This window comes from Pseudodonghicola xiamenensis DSM 18339, assembly GCF_000429365.1.
Classification (GTDB): Bacteria; Pseudomonadota; Alphaproteobacteria; order Rhodobacterales; family Rhodobacteraceae; genus Pseudodonghicola; species Pseudodonghicola xiamenensis.
In genome coordinates, this window is record NZ_AUBS01000001.1 from 343,746 (window position 1) to 358,244 (window position 14,499).

Here is a 14,499-nt window from a genome sequence, read left to right on the forward strand (position 1 = left end):
TGGTCATGTTTGTGCGCCCATCTTCTGCGCCAGCCGAAGCGCGGCGATCAGGCTGGCGGGGTTGGCGATCCCCTTGCCGGCGATATCGAAGGCAGTACCGTGATCGGGCGAGGTGCGCACGAAGGGCAGTCCCAGGGTGACATTCACCCCCTGATCGAAATCCAGCGTCTTGATCGGGATCAGCGCCTGATCATGATACATGGCGATCGCGGCATCATAGCGCGCCCGCGCGGCGGCATGGAACATGGTATCGGCGGGATGCGGGCCGGTGACGGTGAAGTCCGTCTGCGGCAGCTCCGCCAGAAGCGGCGTGATCCAGTCGATCTCCTCGCGCCCCATGGCGCCGCCTTCGCCGGCATGCGGGTTCAGCCCGGCGACTGCCAGCCGCGGATGGGCAATGCCAAAGCGGGTGCGCAGGTCGTGGGCGGTGATCTCGATGGTCTCGCGCAAGAGGTCGGGGGTCAACCGTCTGGGGACCTCGGACAGGGCCATGTGGATGGTGGTCGGCACGACGCGGAGCCGCTCGGAGGCCAGCATCATCACCACCCGCTCGACCCCGGCCAGGGCTGCGAGGAATTCGGTATGGCCGGGATAGGCAAAGCCGGCGCCGTCGATCAGGGCCTTCTTGTGGATGGGCGCGGTGCAGACGGCGCTGGCGTGACCCTGCTGCACCAGCTCCACCGCCTTTTCGATGGCGGCGATGGTGCCGCGGGCATTGGCCGGATCGGTCTGCCCCGGGGAGGTCGGCGCCGCGAAATCGAGCCGCAGCACCGGCAGGGCACGGGCGCAGGCGATCACCGTCTCGGCCAGATCGTCGAGTTCGGCGACGGGTGTGCCGGCGGGCAGGTGGCGCGGATCGCCGATCCAGACAAAGGGGCAGTCGGTTCCGAGCGACTGCCAGGCCTTGACGGCAAGCTCGGGCCCGATGCCCGCCGGTTCACCGCAGCTCAGCGCGACGGGGCGGCGGGGGCTCATTGCTCTACGATCAGCGCATCGGCCTTGAGCTGGGAGAGCTGGCTTTGCGCGTAATTCTGCAGCCGCTGTTCCATCAGGCTCTGGCCGATCTGTTCCTTGCTGACATCGGCGACGGATTCGGCGGTGCGACCGCAGAGCATCAGCAGCACCAGCGTCTGGCCGTTGTTCCGGGTCAGCGCGGTGGAGAATTCGCCGGGATCGAGCTTGGACAATTCAAGCGCGATGTCGCGCGACAACTTGCCGGGGGCCAGCTCCTCGCGCTCCAGGATCTCGGGCGGCTGACCCTTGGCGATGCCATAGAGATCGTCGCAGGTATCTGCGGTTTGCTCGATCCTGGTCGCGGTTGCCAGCGCCTCGGGGCTGCGGCCGCCGGGAATGTAATAGGCGGCGTAGTCAATCTTGGCGTAGCGCGGTTCGGCAACGCCGCTTTCGCGCAGGCCGCGCATCTGGAACAGGGCGACGGCATTGGGCAACATGACCGGATCGCTGACGTCGCCAGTCTTGAGCCCCATGATCATCGGCTGCAGCGCCGGGGGCAGACGGGTCAGCGGCAACCAGGATAGCCGGCCGCCGTTGGCGCGGCTTTCACTGGCAGAATATTGCGCGGCGGCGGAGGAAAAGGCCTCTGGCGTCTTAAGCTGGGAGATCTGGCGGGCCAGTTCATCGACCTGGTCGAGCGTCTGCGGCGTGACCGGAATGATGATTTCGGACAGCAGCACCTGCAGCCCGCCGCCCTGGCCGGCCTGGCTGATGGCGCGGTCGATTTCGCTGGGGGTGGGGCGAGCCTGCGCGCCAAAGCGGGCGCCGATATAGTTCCGCCAGATCAGCGTGGACGAGACGAAATCACGCAGGGTTTCCTGCGAGACGCCGCCCTGCTTCATCGCTTCGGTGAACTGTTCTGAGGTCATATTGGCGCGTTGGGCCATCTCGTCCAGGCCGCGCTGTACCTCTTCGGGGGCGACGGTGATATCCATCGTCTTCGCCGCCTGTTCCTTGAGACGGTCTTCGATCAGCGCCTCGCGCGCCAGTTGCGCCGGATTGCCGGGCGCATTCAGCAGTTGCATCATCCGTTCCCGCTGATCGAGCTCGTATCGGGTGATGACATCGCCATTTACGGTGATCGCGGGCGAAAACAGGCCCTGCGCCGCCACCGGCCGAGGAAGGACCGTTGCGGCGACCGGGACAAGCCCGATCAGGGCCGCCAGACAGAGGCTGCCGGCGCGCCGGGTCAGAGAATGCTGCAGAGGGGTCAGGATTTTCCGCATGATCGCCTGTATTTTTCTGTTCCGCTCTCCACGGCGAAGCCGCTGAGAGCGATGGTAAATCCGAAATTGGTCGAAGGCTCAACACTTGTCGACGATGTATAGCGCCGGTTGAGCGAAAGATCGACCGTCACGCATTCGTTGCGATAGATCAGTCCGACCCCGGCATAGGTGGCATTATCCGAGGCGATATCGTAGCGCAGGTTCGCGGTGGCGGTCCAGCTCGGGTTCACCTTATAGCTGCCGTCGACCCAGAACTCGGAGACCTCGGCCATGCGGCTTTCCTGGGGGTCGATGCCGAGCCAGAGGTAAGAGCCACTGAGCGTGGTGCGCCGGTGCGACCAGTCGCTGCGCAATTCGACCTTGGAAAAGCTGAAGGAATCGTTCAGCAGCCCGCGGGCGGTGAAGGCGATGCCGCTGGCGTTCTTGATCTGGGCGGCCAGCAGCAGATCGGAATCCTTGCCGGCCAGGCCCGAGCTGATCGAGAAATCCGGATCTGCGACCGATCGGAAGACTTGCCCGGCGGAGGCCGAGACCTGCCAGCCCGAGGGGGCGAACCGGGCCCAATTCACCCCGATCGCCAACGCGGTGCCGTCTTCGCGGGCATCTTCCGAGGGAAACCGCGATAGCGCCAGCAGATTGCCCTGGTCGAATTCGACGAACCGGCTTTCGTCGATCGGCGGCGTGCCACCATGGACATCGCTCCAGCCCAGTTGCACCACCGGTTCAAGGAAATGGGTGACGCCGGTGCCGGTGGTCATCGTCATCGGATAGCGCAGGCTCAGCGCCGCCCGGGGGGTCGATCGGGTGACATGGTTGCCATAGGTGCTGTCGTTGGAAATCTTGAAGATATCCGCCGAAAACCCCATCTCCCAATCCGCCCTCAGGCCGGAGGCGGTGATCCAGTGGCGCCGCCATTCGGCATCGGCCGTGGCACGTGTCACGTCACGACCGACGATATTGGCCGAGGAGGTGCGCTCATAGGCGCGGCTGTTCAGGCTCAGCCTGAATTCTCCGCCCAGACGGGTGGGGAACAGTCGGTGCTCATAGCTGACATCGGCGATCCGTGTGGGGATCTCGTCTTCGATCTCGCTGTCGCGCAGCGAATCGTAATGGATCAGTGCGCCGCGAAAGGCGCTGTCTCGGGTGGTCCGGGTCAGCTCGATCTCGCTGCGGAGCCGGTCGTAATCGGGCAGCCCGTAGTCGACCAGATAGGCATCGTCCGCCACTGTTTTCAGATCGAAACTCAGCTTGTAGCGGTTGCCCAGGTCGAAGCCGCCGGTGGCAAAGAGATAGCCGCGGCTATCGTCATCCGTCAGATCGTCGCGGGTATAGGCGCCTTTGATCTCGATCCCGCCGTGGCGGAAGGCCTGGCGGTACCGCAGGTCCATCGTCTTGGTATGGGGTGAGACATAGGGCGTCACCGTCAGATCGCGGCTGTCGCCGATCCGGAAGAAATAGGGCACCTTGATCCCTGTGCCGAGCTGCGATGTGGTTCGGATGGAGGGCTTGAGAAAGCCCGAGGCGCGGTCAAGCGTCGGATCGGGCAGGCGCAGCGCGGGAAAATAGAACACCGGCACATCGAGGACGCGCAGCTGAGCGCCTTCGAAATAAAGCTGCCGCTCGAGCTGGTCGTGGGTGACGCTGCGGGCGCGGATCTGCCACAGCGGCGGCTTGCCATTCTCGCAGACGTGGCAGGAGGTGACTGAGGTCTTGTAAAGCTGGGTGTAGCGCCCGCCGACACGCACCATCTGCAGAGAGGCCAATTGCACCTGCTGATCGAAGACCAGCCGCGCGCCTTTCAGCAACCCGTTCTGCAGCCCCTGATCGAGATCGGCTGCCTCCGCCAGGATGGTCATGCGACCGTCCTGGTCGATCCGGATTGGTCCCTCGATCTCGAGCTTGCCGCTGGCTCTGTCAAAGGTGATCTTGCGGGCCGACAGCCGGGTGGTGCCCTGGAAGGCTTCGACATTGCCCTCGGCGACGAGCTGGCGCTCGGGGGTGATAAAGACCTGATCTGCCACCAGCATCGCCGGGAGCTGGTCCTGCGCGGTTTCGGCTGCCGGGGTGCCGGGGCTTTGCGCGTGCAGGCTGGCCGGCATCGCCGGGATCAGCATCCAGGTAGCAAGGGTCAGAAGCAGGGCGGAACGCAGTTTCATCCGTCCTCCGCGTGAAGAAGAAGTCCGAGAGACAGGAAAACGGCCGCAAGTGGCGGCGCCCAGGCGGCCAAGGTGATCGGCAATTGGCCGTTTTCCCCCAAAATCTGAGCAAAGTTGCGTATGAAATAGAGCGCGAAGCCGAGAAGGACCGCAGTCAGGACCGCCACGCCGGTGCCGCCGAACCGAGTGTGGCGCATGGTGAAGGCGGCGCCGACCAGCACCATGGCAACCAGAAACAGCGGCCGCGCTAGGGCGACCTGATACCAGACCCGCTGCCGACGGGTGGAGAACCCGGCTTCGTCGAGCTGGCGGATGGTGTCGGGCAGATTGTAGATCGACACGCTTTCCACCCGGCCAAGGGTTTCGCGGATGCGTTCGTGGGTCAGGGTAGTGGCGATGCTCATGGTGGCGTGGACGCTGGAATCCGCCTCGGGGTTGATGCCGGCGCTCAGCGGCCAGACCTTCGCATTGGTCAGCGTCCAGCTATCGTCTTCAAGCCGGGCGCTTTCGGCCAGGATGCGGCGGACCGGCACGCCATTGGGCGAATAGCTCAGGATGGTGACGCCATAAAGCACGGTAGCATCGGGATCATGGCCATCGGCATGGATCACCGATTGCCCGCTCTGGCTGCCCTGGCGCAGCCAGAGCCCTTCGCCGCTGACCGACAGCACAGAAGAGGAGGCACCGGTGCCGCGCGCTTGGGCCGAAAGCTGATCGTAACGGTTCGACGTGGCCGCGACGATCGGGTTCAGCAACATGACCGCAAGCAGGCCGATCACCGCCGCCACCGTTACCGGCGCGGCGAGCGACCGGATGCCCGATCGACCGATGGCGCGGCTGACCACAAGTTCGCTGCTGCGGGCAAGCCCGACGAACAGCACCACCGCCGACAGGATCATGATCAGCGGCAGAAGCTCGCTCATCGCGGCGGGGGCATTCAGCAGCGACAGATGCAGCAACTTGCCCAGCCCCAGCCTCATCCCTTCGAACCGGCGAAGCTGTTCGATCAGGTCGATCAGCATGATCAGGGCGAAGAATATGCCCGCAATCAGTCCGAACGCCTGCAAAAAGCGCCGCGTGAAGTAACGGTCGAGAATCATCCGGCACACCCCGAAAGAGGCGGCCGGATCACCGCAGCGGCAGGTTGCAGAATCGGCCGGTTCGGACCGAAAGCATTCGTAGGCACTACAATCCCCCCGGAGCCGGCCTTTGTCTTTCGCGGGACCTTAATGCAATTGCCTGGCGGGGAAAACTGCTATCTGGTCAAGCGCGAAGGCCCGCGTTACCCATGGGGGACGGGCCGAGCGCCCGACTGTCCGCAATGTCCAGGAGACCGATATGAGCAGCATTCCGACCATCCGTTTTTCCCAGCTCGATCTGTCCGATCTGGCGACGGCAGAGGGCCGTGTCTCGGTCCTGGCGACGCCCGAGGGGGGCCTGGATCGGGCGGGCCGTCGGGCCGACCGGCTGTCCCGGGGGGCGCTGAAGCGGCTGATCGAAAGCGCACAATTCACCAGGGCGAAAACCGGAGAGGTGCTGACCCTGGCCTTTCCCGCCGGCATGGCGGCCGAGGCGCTTGATGTGCTGGTGATCGACAAGAAGGCCTCGGCGCTCGAGGCGCGGCGGGCCGGTGCGGCGCTGGCCAAACGAGCCGATGGTGCGGCGATCACCCTGGCCGCGGACAGCCATAAGCGGGCCGCCGAACTGGCGCTGGGGCTGGGGCTGCGCAGCTATGGCTTTCTGGCCCACAAGACCGGCGAGGCCGCTGAAAAGACGCTGGGTGAAATCACCCTGCTGCTGCGCGATCCGGCCGCTGTCGAGGCCGAGGCGGCGCCGCTTCTTGCCGTGGCGCAAGGCGCCCATCTGACCCGCGATCTGATCAACGAACCCGCCAACGTCCTGACGACGACGGTGTTTGCCGACCGTCTGCAGGAGCTTTCGGCGCTGGGGATCGAGGTCGAGGTGCTGGAAGAACCCGATCTGGAACGGCTCGGCATGCGCATGCTGCTGAGCGTTGGCCAGGGCTCGGTCACGCCGACCAAGGTGGTGGTGATGCAGTGGAATGGCGGCGAGGCCGGCGCGGCGCCGCTGGCGCTGGTTGGCAAGGGGGTGGTATTCGACACCGGCGGCATCAGCCTGAAGCCGGGCGCCGGGATGGAAGACATGACCATGGACATGGGCGGCGCTGGCACCGTCGCCGGCACCATGATGGCCCTGGCATTGCGCAAGGCTCCGGCCAATGTCGTGGGCCTGGTGGGGCTGGTCGAAAACATGCCCTCGGGCGAGGCCACCCGGCCGGGCGATGTCGTCACCTCGATGAAGGGTGATACCGTCGAGATCATCAATACGGATGCCGAGGGGCGGCTGGTGCTGGGCGATGTGCTCTGGTACGCGCAGGAGCGTTTCGCGCCGGCGGGCGTGATCGACCTCGCCACGCTGACCGGGGCGATCATCATCGGCCTTGGTCACGAGAACGCCGGGGTGTTTTCGAATGACGACACGCTTTGCGGCAATTTCCTCAAGGCGGCGGCGGCCGAGGGCGAAGGCGCCTGGCGGATGCCGATGGGGCCGGCCTATGACCGGCAACTGAAGTCCCGCATCGCCGATATGAAGAACGTCGGTGGCCGTCCTGCAGGCTCGATCACCGCGGCGCAGTTCCTGCAGCACTTCGTGAAAGAGGACACGCCCTGGATCCACCTCGACATCGCGGGCGTGGCGCATGTCAAGGAGGATACCGCCTATGCCCCCGCCGGGGCCACCGGCTGGGGCGTTCTGGCGCTGAACCGTCTGGTGCGGGACGCCTTCGAGGCGGGATGAGGACGATGGGCGCCGCCTTCTTCTATCACCTGACCCGGCATCCGCTGGATCACACGCTGGCGGTGCTGCTGGGCAAGGCGCGGGGGGCCGGCTGGCGTATCGCCGTGCGCGGCACAGATGCGGGGCGGATGGAATGGCTGGATGAAAAGCTCTGGCAGGGCCCGGACGAAGGTTTCCTGGCCCATGGACTGGCCGGTGGGCCGCATGATGCGCTGCAACCGATCCTGCTGACCGCGGATCGCGGCCCGGCACTCAATGATCCCGCTTGTCTCATGACACTCGACGGCGCCGAGGTGGCGCCGGAGGAGGTCACCGCACTGGAACGGGTATGCATCCTGTTCGACGGCCACGACCCCGAGGCGGTACAACGCGCCCGAGGGCAATGGAAGGCGCTGACCGGGGCAGGCTGTTCGGCGCAATACTGGTCCGAGGAGACGGGGCGCTGGGAGAAGAAGGCCGAACGTTAGACCGCTGTCCGGAAAACATGGCGTTTTCCGGTGCGGCGCCTGCATCCGTGGCTTGGGGGCCGGCCGAGGCAGAGCCGGCGGGGCCAATTCGTCAGCGCTGCAGCACCAGATCGCCGCCGCTGATCTCGATCTTGCCCCAGCGTTCGAGATAGGACATGCCCAGCAGGGATTTGTCCATCTCCCCCTCGTTCACCCAACCGCGCAGGTTGCGATCCTCCACCGGCCCGAGCGAGATGCGGTCAATTTTCACCGGCGCGGTGCGCACGGTGCCATTGGCGGTATTGGCGCGGCCGGAATAGGCCAGACCGGCCGTGTCGATGCCGGCGTGGCGGGCGTCCTGGGCCCTGAGCACCACGCCCGAGGCGCCGGTGTCGATCATGAAATCGACCGGCGCGTCATTGACCAGCATGGTCAGGTAATAATGCCCGTCGGAGGCGCGCGGAACCTCGATCCGACCGCTGCTGACTGCGGCGGCCCGGCCCGGCATCACCTCGCGCCGGATGTCGTCCCACAGGCCGACGGCGGCGATCACTCCGATGAAGATCAGCCCCCAGCCGGCCAGATGCTGCAGCTTCTTGCCCAAGCCTGCGCGGTTCTGCACGAACAGCCAGAAGACCAGCACCGCCCCCAGCAGGACAAGATAGGTCAGGTTGCCGAAATTCCAGGAATCCATCGTCGCGCGCGCCTCTTCTTGATATGCCTGCTATGTAAGCGCAGCCCTGCGCTGTTACCAGTTCGCCAACCCGTAGGCGCGCAGCCCGTCCAGCACGAATTGTACCGACAGCGCTGCCAGCAACATGCCCAGAAGCCGGGTTACCACCACGATGCCGGTCTTGCCCAGCAGCCGCTCGAACAGCCCGGCGATCAGGAAGAGGCAAAAGAGCAGCCCCAGCACCGCCAGCATCACCGCGACAACCGTCGCCAACCCGCCCAGCCCCGGCCTTTCGCCGGCCAGCAAGATCATCGAGGCAATGGCGCCGGGGCCGGCGATCAGCGGAATGGCCAGGGGAAAGACCGAAGGGTCGGGATGATCTTCCGCCTCGCTCTGACCCTCGGCCTGATCCTCGCGTCGCTTGGTGCGGCGCTCGAACAGCATGTCGAGGGCGGTCAGGAACAGCAAGATGCCGCCGGCGATGCGGAAGGCCGGCATGGTGATGCCGACAAAACCCAGCACCGCCTCGCCGAAGGCAGCGAAGACGGTCAGCAGCACGGCAGCGACCAGACAGGCCCTCAACCCGATGCTGCGCCGTTGCCGCTGGGGCATCCCCTGCGTCATCGCCAGGAACAGCGGCATCAGCCCGATCGGGTCGACGATCACGAAAAGCGTCGCGAAGGCTGAGATCAGAAAGGCGCTGTCCATATGGGTCCTTCATCGGATATTTGCCGTCCAGCTTGGCGCGGCCTGTGGCAAAAGGAAAGCCCCAGTGAGTGAGCAGATTGTCCCCTGCGGTGCAGGCCTCCGGCGGCCGTATTTGGGACGAAGAGAAAGGCCGCTTCTTTTTTGCGCCTTCTTCTCGTTGCAAATACGGCCGGGGGAAGCGCGGCAGGGCCGCGCTGGGGGCGGGAGCCCCCTGGCAGAGGGGGATGAGATCAGCCCTCGGCCACCTCAAGGCGCTCTTGTGCCTTCAGCCAGAGCGCCTCGGCCTTGTCCATCGCTTCGCTCAGCTCGGCGTATTTGCGGTTCCAGACCTCGAGCTCCCCGACGCGCTCTGATTCATAGAGCGCCGGGTCGGCCAGTTTCGCCGCCAGCTTGTCCTGCATCTCGGCCAGTTTTGCGACCCGATCCTCGCATTTGCGGACATCGGCGCGCAGCGCCAGAAGGGTTTCACGCGGCGCGCGCTTGGGCTTTTCTGTCTCGGCCGGCTTCGCGGGTTTGGCCGGGGTGTCGCGTTGCAGCAGCTCGGCGCGATAGGTTTCCAGATCGCCCTCATAGGGGGCGACGCGGCCGCCCTTGACCAGCCACAGCCGGTCGGCGACGAGGCTCAGCAGGTGCATGTCGTGGCTGACCAGGATCACCGCGCCGGAATAGGCGGTCAGCGCCTCGACCAGCGCCTCGCGGCTTTCGATATCCAGGTGGTTGGTCGGCTCGTCGAGGATCAGCATATGGGGCGCGTCGATGGTCGCCAGCAGCAGAGACAGTCGCGCCTTCTGGCCGCCCGAAAGCTGGCCGACCAGCGTCTCCGCCTGATCTGCGCCCAGTCCGAAGCCTGCCAGTCGCGCCCTGAGCTTGGATTGTTGTTCCTCGGGGCGGGCGCGCTGCAGGTGTTGCAGCGGGGTTTCATCGACATGAAGTTCGTCGACCTGGTGCTGGGCGAAGAAGCCGATGCGCAGCTTGGACGATCGGGTCATCTTGCCGTCGATCAGCGGCAGCCGGTCCGACAGCATCTTCGACAGCGTTGACTTGCCTTCTCCGTTGCGGCCCAGAAGCGCGATGCGGTCGTCCTGGTCGATCCTGAGCGTCATGCCGCGCAGGATCACCGTGTCGCCATAGCCGGTCGATGCGCCTTCGAGCGAGATGATCGGCGGCGATAGCTCTTCGGGTTCGGGGAAGGTGAAGACGGTGCGCGCCGCATCTTCGGGCGCGGTGATCTTCTCCATCTTCTCGAGCATCTTGACCCGAGACTGCGCCTGTTTGGCCTTGCTGGCCTTGGCCTTGAAACGATCGACGAAGCTTTGCAGATGCGCCCGGCGGGCGTCCTGCTTCTTGGCCGCGGTGGTTTGCAGCGCGCGCTGTTCGGCGCGTTGGCGGGCGAATTGGTCGTAAGTGCCGCTGTAGAGGGTGAGCTTCTTGCCCTCGAGATGCAGGATCGAGCCCACCGCGCGGTTCAAAAGGCCGCGGTCGTGGCTGATGATGATGACCGTATGGGGGTAGCGCGCCAGGTAGCTTTCCAGCCAGAGCGCGCCTTCGAGGTCGAGATAGTTGGTCGGTTCGTCCAGCAGCAGCAGATCGGGCTGGGCGAACAGCACTCCGGCCAGCGCCACCCGCATCCGCCAGCCGCCGGAGTAATCCGAACAGGGGCGTTGCTGGTCGGCGTCGTCGAATCCCAGCCCCTTGAGGATCGAGGCGGCGCGCGCCTCGGCGCCCCAGGCGTCGATATCGGTCAGCCGCATCTGCACCTCGGCGATGCGATGGGGGTCTTGGGTGCTTTCGGCCTCCGCCAAGAGGGCGGCGCGTTCGGTGTCGGCCGCCAGCACGGTGTCGATCAGCGAGGTGGAGGAGGAGGGTACCTCTTGTGCGACGCCGCCGATGCGGGCACGGGCGGGCAGGGAGATCGCGCCCGATTCCAGCGCCAGTTCTCCGCGCAGCAGGCGGAACAGCGTGGTCTTGCCGGCGCCGTTGCGCCCGACCAGGCCCACCTTGTGGCCATCGGGAATCGTGGCGCTGGCGCCTTCGAAGAGGGTGCGGCCCGCGACCGCATAGGAAATGTTCTCAATTCGCAGCATGAAGCGCTCATAGCAGAGGGTTCGCGCCGCCGCCAGCGGTCAAGGGATGGTCAACCAGAACCGGGCGTGATAGCGGCGAAATGCCATCTTTCTCCCCCCTCCGTCGTCCCGAGGCTTTCATGCGTCCCGCCACCACTCCGCCCCATTTGTTGACATTGATCCTGGCCAACGCGCTATCGGTGCTGACGTTGAACATGTTCCTGCCATCGCTGGCCAAGATGGCCGAGGCCCTGAACGCGGATTACGGGCTGGTGAACCTGTCGGTCGCCGGATACCTGGCGATTTCGGCAGTGTTGCAACTGGCGATGGGGCCGCTGTCCGACCGGTATGGCCGGCGGCCGGTGATGGTGCTGACAACGGCGATTTTCGTGCTGGCGTCGGTCGGCTGTGCGCTGGCGCAGAATGTCTGGGTGTTTCTCGGGTTTCGGATGCTGCAGGCGGGGATCGTGTCGGGGCAGGTGCTGTCGCGCGCGGTGATCCGGGACATGCACGCGCCCAAGGATGCGGCGAAGATGTTGGGACATGTCGCCATGGCAATGGCGCTGGCGCCGATGTTGGGGCCGATGCTGGGCGGGGCGCTCGACATGGCGTTCGGCTGGCGGTCCTCCTTCGTTCTTTATTCGCTGCTGGGGGCGGTGATGCTGGTGATCCTCTGGGCCGATCTGGGCGAGACCAATGCTGCGGCGGCCAGCTTCAGTTTCCGTGACCAGATCCACGATTATCCCGAATTGTTCCGCTCGCGCCGATTCTGGGGCTATAGCCTGTGCTATGCCTTCGCGGTGGCGGGATTCTTCGCTTTCATCACCGGGGCGCCGCTGGTGGCGGCCGCCTGGTACGATTTGAGCCCGGCGGCGCTGGGGCTGGGGATCGGCATCATCACCGTGGGGTTCATGGTGGGGAATTTCGTCTCGGGTCTGGTGGGCGCGCGGGCAGAGCTGGTGACAATGGTGCTGGTGGGGCGGATCTTTGCCACCCTGGGGCCGATCGGTGGCCTGGCGCTGTTCTTTTCGGGGGCCGGCACGCTTTGGGTGTTCTTCGGCTCGGCTATCGTGGTGGGCTTTGGCAACGGGCTGACCAACGCCAATGCCAACGCGGGCGTGATGTCGGTGCGTCCGCGGCTGGCGGGCAGTGCTTCGGGGTTGTCGGGGGCGATGACGGTGGCGCTGGGGGCGATTATGACCAGCCTGACCGGTGCGCTGGTGACGCCGGACCATGCGCCCTACATCGTTTTGTCGATCATGCTGGTCACCAGCGCTCTGGGGCTGATCGCGGCGCTTTATGTGCGCTGGGTGGACCGGCGCGATCCGCTGCCGCTGGGAGTGTGAACGCTTCGGGCGGCAGGTGGGTCAGAAGCCTTTTCAATCGCGCCCGCGCATGTTAGGCGGCGCCAATATCATCCCCGCCCGCGCTGCTGCCGGGCGACCAGTCTTAGGAGCAAGCCCCATGGCACTGGAACGCACGTTCTCGATCATCAAACCCGATGCAACCCGCCGCAACCTGACCGGCAAGATCAACGCCAAATTCGAGGAAGCTGGTCTGCGCATCGTCGCCCAGAAGCGCATCCTTATGACCAAGGCGCAGGCCGGTGAATTCTACGGTGTGCACAAGGAACGTCCCTTCTACGACGAACTGTGTGAATTCATGTCGTCCGGCCCGGTCGTGGTGCAGGTTCTGGAAGGTGAAAACGCCATCGCCAAGAACCGTGAAGTGATGGGCGCCACCAACCCGGCCGATGCTGCCGCCGGCACCATCCGCGCCGAATTCGCCGAATCCGTGGGCGAGAACTCGGTCCACGGCTCGGACGCGCCGGAAACCGCGGCGGTCGAGATCGCCTATTTCTTTGCCGGCACCGAAATCGTCGGCTGAGACGGGATCACATCCGTTTCGAAAGGGGGTCTTCGGGCCCCCTTTTGTTTTTGGGGAGGGCGCGGCGCCTCCGGGCGCATACCGGTAAGGGCTTATCGCCGCCGTTCGATCACCCCGATCTCGTCCAGCGCTGCCTCAAGCGCGCCAAGCGCCGGATCGCCCGTGCCGCGCACCTCGGCGCAGATGGCGTCGAAACGAACGCGCAGCGCCTTCTTCTCGTCGCCCTGACAATCGTTCCAGGGGCGCCCCTGCAACCCCATGACCATGGCGTAATAGCCGATGAAATGCGGCCGGCTGCCGGCCTGCAACAGCCGGCGATAGGCGGCGTCCGGGCCAAGGGCGCGCAGCTCCTCGGCGGAATGGATGCCGGCGCGGGCATAGGGGGCGACCGAGGCGGGGCCGAGATTGCGGATGGCGGAAACGGGCTCTGACATGGGCCGACCTTAGCGCCGCGCGGGCGCGCTGCCAATCAGGTGCTTGGACTGCGCAACTGGCGGCGCGGGTCGGTGTCTCCGGCCAATCCCATGACCGTCAGCGCCTCGTCCCGGCATTGAAAGATCAGCTCGCGTGTTGCGGTTTCTGCCGCCAGATCGGCGCGGGCCTCCACATGGGTCAGCACCTGGCGCCAGATCGCGGCATTCTCCTGTCGCCTCTCCGGGGTGCGGAAATCGACATGGAATTCGCGCCAGAGCAGCGCCCAGACGATATCGTTGGCATTGCTGCGGATGGTGCGCAGCAGCATTGGGCTGTCAGCGCAGAGCGCCAGCGCGGTGCCGATCCGGCCCGAGCTCAGCGCGAAGCGCATCGGTTTGCAGGTTTCCTCCCGCGCCAGCGCCTCCAGTGCCTCGACCCGGCGGCGCATCTCGGCCAGATCCGGGCCCGTCCACATCAGCGCCGCATAGCGGGCGCTGAGCCCCAGAAGAGAGGCATAGACGTTCATCGCGTCGGCCAGGGTGTCGCGGTCGAACCGGCCCACCACGGCGCCGCGTCGGGGGAAGAGATCGGCCAGCCCGCGGTTGGTCAGGATGCGCAGCGCGTCGCGGACGGGGCCGCGGCTGACTTGATAATAGGCGGCCAGATCGGTTTCGACCAGCCGGTCGCCCTCGCTCAGTTCGCCGGCCATGATCCGTCGGGTCAGGTCATCCGAAATCCTCTCGGGCAGGTCGCGGTGGCCGCGCCAGGTCAGCGGATCGTCGGACGACTCACTCATGGCGGAACGTCGAAACGGAACGGCGGAAGGCATCGGATCACCTCGTGATACTGCGTAATGAGAATACTAACATGCTGAGATAAATCATAAAACAAATAAATTGAAGACAATTGACGAAATACGGTCTTTGGTCTTACTCTTCCCCCGTGGCCCGCGCCCGGGGAGGAACGGGCTGGCCGCAGTCATCGGGAGGAGAAGCCTCATGTCATCAGTCCGCTGCAACGCGGGCGCGGTCGGTTTCGGTCGCGCTCTGGGTTTGCTTTGCGTCGCGCGCTTGCCGTGCCCTCGGCGCGGGCCGG

The 14,499-nt window shown here is 65.5% G+C and carries 13 protein-coding genes; 4 read left to right on the forward strand and 9 right to left on the reverse strand.

The annotated features are described in order from the left end of the window. Positions 1 to 3: 3 nt before the first annotated feature. The 4 genes from pdxA to lptG are packed head-to-tail and all read right to left on the reverse strand — an operon-like array spanning position 4 to position 5,496. The gene (gene pdxA / locus G455_RS0101655; protein WP_028092079.1) at positions 4 to 975 is read right to left on the reverse strand and encodes a 4-hydroxythreonine-4-phosphate dehydrogenase PdxA; all 972 of its coding nucleotides are present in this window, start codon (positions 973 to 975) and stop codon (positions 4 to 6) included. Beyond that, complete coding sequence (locus G455_RS0101660) at positions 972 to 2,240, reverse strand: peptidylprolyl isomerase (RefSeq protein ID WP_028092080.1); 1,269 nt, start codon at positions 2,238 to 2,240, stop codon at positions 972 to 974. The genes pdxA and G455_RS0101660 overlap by 4 nt, the downstream gene beginning before the upstream one ends. Further along, a complete protein-coding gene (locus G455_RS0101665) occupies positions 2,225 to 4,396 on the reverse strand; it encodes an LPS-assembly protein LptD (protein ID WP_189658317.1) in 2,172 nt (723 codons plus the stop codon). Before G455_RS0101665 ends, G455_RS0101660 begins: the two co-directional genes overlap by 16 nt. Then, complete coding sequence (lptG, locus tag G455_RS0101670; protein ID WP_028092082.1) at positions 4,393 to 5,496, reverse strand: LPS export ABC transporter permease LptG; 1,104 nt, start codon at positions 5,494 to 5,496, stop codon at positions 4,393 to 4,395. The genes G455_RS0101665 and lptG overlap by 4 nt, the downstream gene beginning before the upstream one ends. A gap of 238 nt (positions 5,497 to 5,734) precedes the next feature. Between lptG and G455_RS0101675 the strand changes: the two genes are divergently transcribed. Together G455_RS0101675 and G455_RS0101680 are read left to right on the forward strand one after the other, a co-directional pair. Next, positions 5,735 to 7,213 (forward strand): leucyl aminopeptidase, encoded by a 1,479-nt coding sequence (locus tag G455_RS0101675; RefSeq protein ID WP_028092083.1) that lies wholly within the window; start codon positions 5,735 to 5,737, stop codon positions 7,211 to 7,213. A 5-nt stretch (positions 7,214 to 7,218) separates the two neighbouring features. Beyond that, positions 7,219 to 7,680, forward strand: a complete 462-nt coding sequence (locus G455_RS0101680; RefSeq protein ID WP_028092084.1) for a DNA polymerase III subunit chi — start codon at positions 7,219 to 7,221, stop codon at positions 7,678 to 7,680. A 91-nt stretch (positions 7,681 to 7,771) separates the two neighbouring features. Here the strand turns inward: G455_RS0101680 and G455_RS0101685 are convergent, their stop codons facing one another. From G455_RS0101685 to G455_RS0101695, 3 genes are all read right to left on the reverse strand, one after another. Beyond that, entirely contained in the window at positions 7,772 to 8,353 is a 582-nt protein-coding gene (locus G455_RS0101685; protein ID WP_028092085.1) for a retropepsin-like aspartic protease family protein, read from the reverse strand. 54 nt (positions 8,354 to 8,407) lie between these two features. Further along, complete coding sequence (locus G455_RS0101690) at positions 8,408 to 9,040, reverse strand: MarC family protein (protein ID WP_028092086.1); 633 nt, start codon at positions 9,038 to 9,040, stop codon at positions 8,408 to 8,410. Between the two features lie 230 nt (positions 9,041 to 9,270). Further along, a complete protein-coding gene (locus G455_RS0101695; protein ID WP_028092087.1) occupies positions 9,271 to 11,124 on the reverse strand; it encodes an ABC-F family ATP-binding cassette domain-containing protein in 1,854 nt (617 codons plus the stop codon). Between the two features lie 119 nt (positions 11,125 to 11,243). Here G455_RS0101695 and G455_RS0101700 point away from each other — a divergent pair, with 119 nt between their 5' ends. Continuing rightward, on the forward strand, positions 11,244 to 12,449 hold the full coding sequence (locus tag G455_RS0101700) for a multidrug effflux MFS transporter (RefSeq protein ID WP_028092088.1): 1,206 nt from the start codon (positions 11,244 to 11,246) through the stop codon (positions 12,447 to 12,449). A gap of 118 nt (positions 12,450 to 12,567) precedes the next feature. After that, positions 12,568 to 12,990, forward strand: a complete 423-nt coding sequence (ndk, locus tag G455_RS0101705) for a nucleoside-diphosphate kinase (protein ID WP_028092089.1) — start codon at positions 12,568 to 12,570, stop codon at positions 12,988 to 12,990. A 92-nt stretch (positions 12,991 to 13,082) separates the two neighbouring features. On the opposite strand, the gene G455_RS0101710 is transcribed toward ndk, so the two are convergent. Next, positions 13,083 to 13,424: a TfoX/Sxy family protein gene (locus tag G455_RS0101710; protein ID WP_028092090.1), complete on the reverse strand. Its 342-nt coding sequence runs from the start codon at positions 13,422 to 13,424 to the stop codon at positions 13,083 to 13,085. A gap of 35 nt (positions 13,425 to 13,459) precedes the next feature. After that, positions 13,460 to 14,200, reverse strand: coding sequence for a GntR family transcriptional regulator (locus G455_RS25440; protein ID WP_051312092.1), 741 nt, complete (start codon positions 14,198 to 14,200; stop codon positions 13,460 to 13,462). Between the last annotated feature and the right edge of the window lie 299 nt (positions 14,201 to 14,499).

Coding starts and splice junctions, on each gene's coding strand:
- pdxA (WP_028092079.1), bottom strand. CDS start 975: ATGAGCCCCCGCCGCCCCGTCGCGCTGAGCTGCGGTGAACCGGCGGGC.
- G455_RS0101660 (WP_028092080.1), bottom strand. CDS start 2,240: ATGCGGAAAATCCTGACCCCTCTGCAGCATTCTCTGACCCGGCGCGCC.
- G455_RS0101665 (WP_189658317.1), bottom strand. CDS start 4,396: ATGAAACTGCGTTCCGCCCTGCTTCTGACCCTTGCTACCTGGATGCTG.
- lptG (WP_028092082.1), bottom strand. CDS start 5,496: ATGATTCTCGACCGTTACTTCACGCGGCGCTTTTTGCAGGCGTTCGGA.
- G455_RS0101675 (WP_028092083.1), top strand. CDS start 5,735: ATGAGCAGCATTCCGACCATCCGTTTTTCCCAGCTCGATCTGTCCGAT.
- G455_RS0101680 (WP_028092084.1), top strand. CDS start 7,219: ATGGGCGCCGCCTTCTTCTATCACCTGACCCGGCATCCGCTGGATCAC.
- G455_RS0101685 (WP_028092085.1), bottom strand. CDS start 8,353: ATGGATTCCTGGAATTTCGGCAACCTGACCTATCTTGTCCTGCTGGGG.
- G455_RS0101690 (WP_028092086.1), bottom strand. CDS start 9,040: ATGGACAGCGCCTTTCTGATCTCAGCCTTCGCGACGCTTTTCGTGATC.
- G455_RS0101695 (WP_028092087.1), bottom strand. CDS start 11,124: ATGCTGCGAATTGAGAACATTTCCTATGCGGTCGCGGGCCGCACCCTC.
- G455_RS0101700 (WP_028092088.1), top strand. CDS start 11,244: ATGCGTCCCGCCACCACTCCGCCCCATTTGTTGACATTGATCCTGGCC.
- ndk (WP_028092089.1), top strand. CDS start 12,568: ATGGCACTGGAACGCACGTTCTCGATCATCAAACCCGATGCAACCCGC.
- G455_RS0101710 (WP_028092090.1), bottom strand. CDS start 13,424: ATGTCAGAGCCCGTTTCCGCCATCCGCAATCTCGGCCCCGCCTCGGTC.
- G455_RS25440 (WP_051312092.1), bottom strand. CDS start 14,200: ATGAGTGAGTCGTCCGACGATCCGCTGACCTGGCGCGGCCACCGCGAC.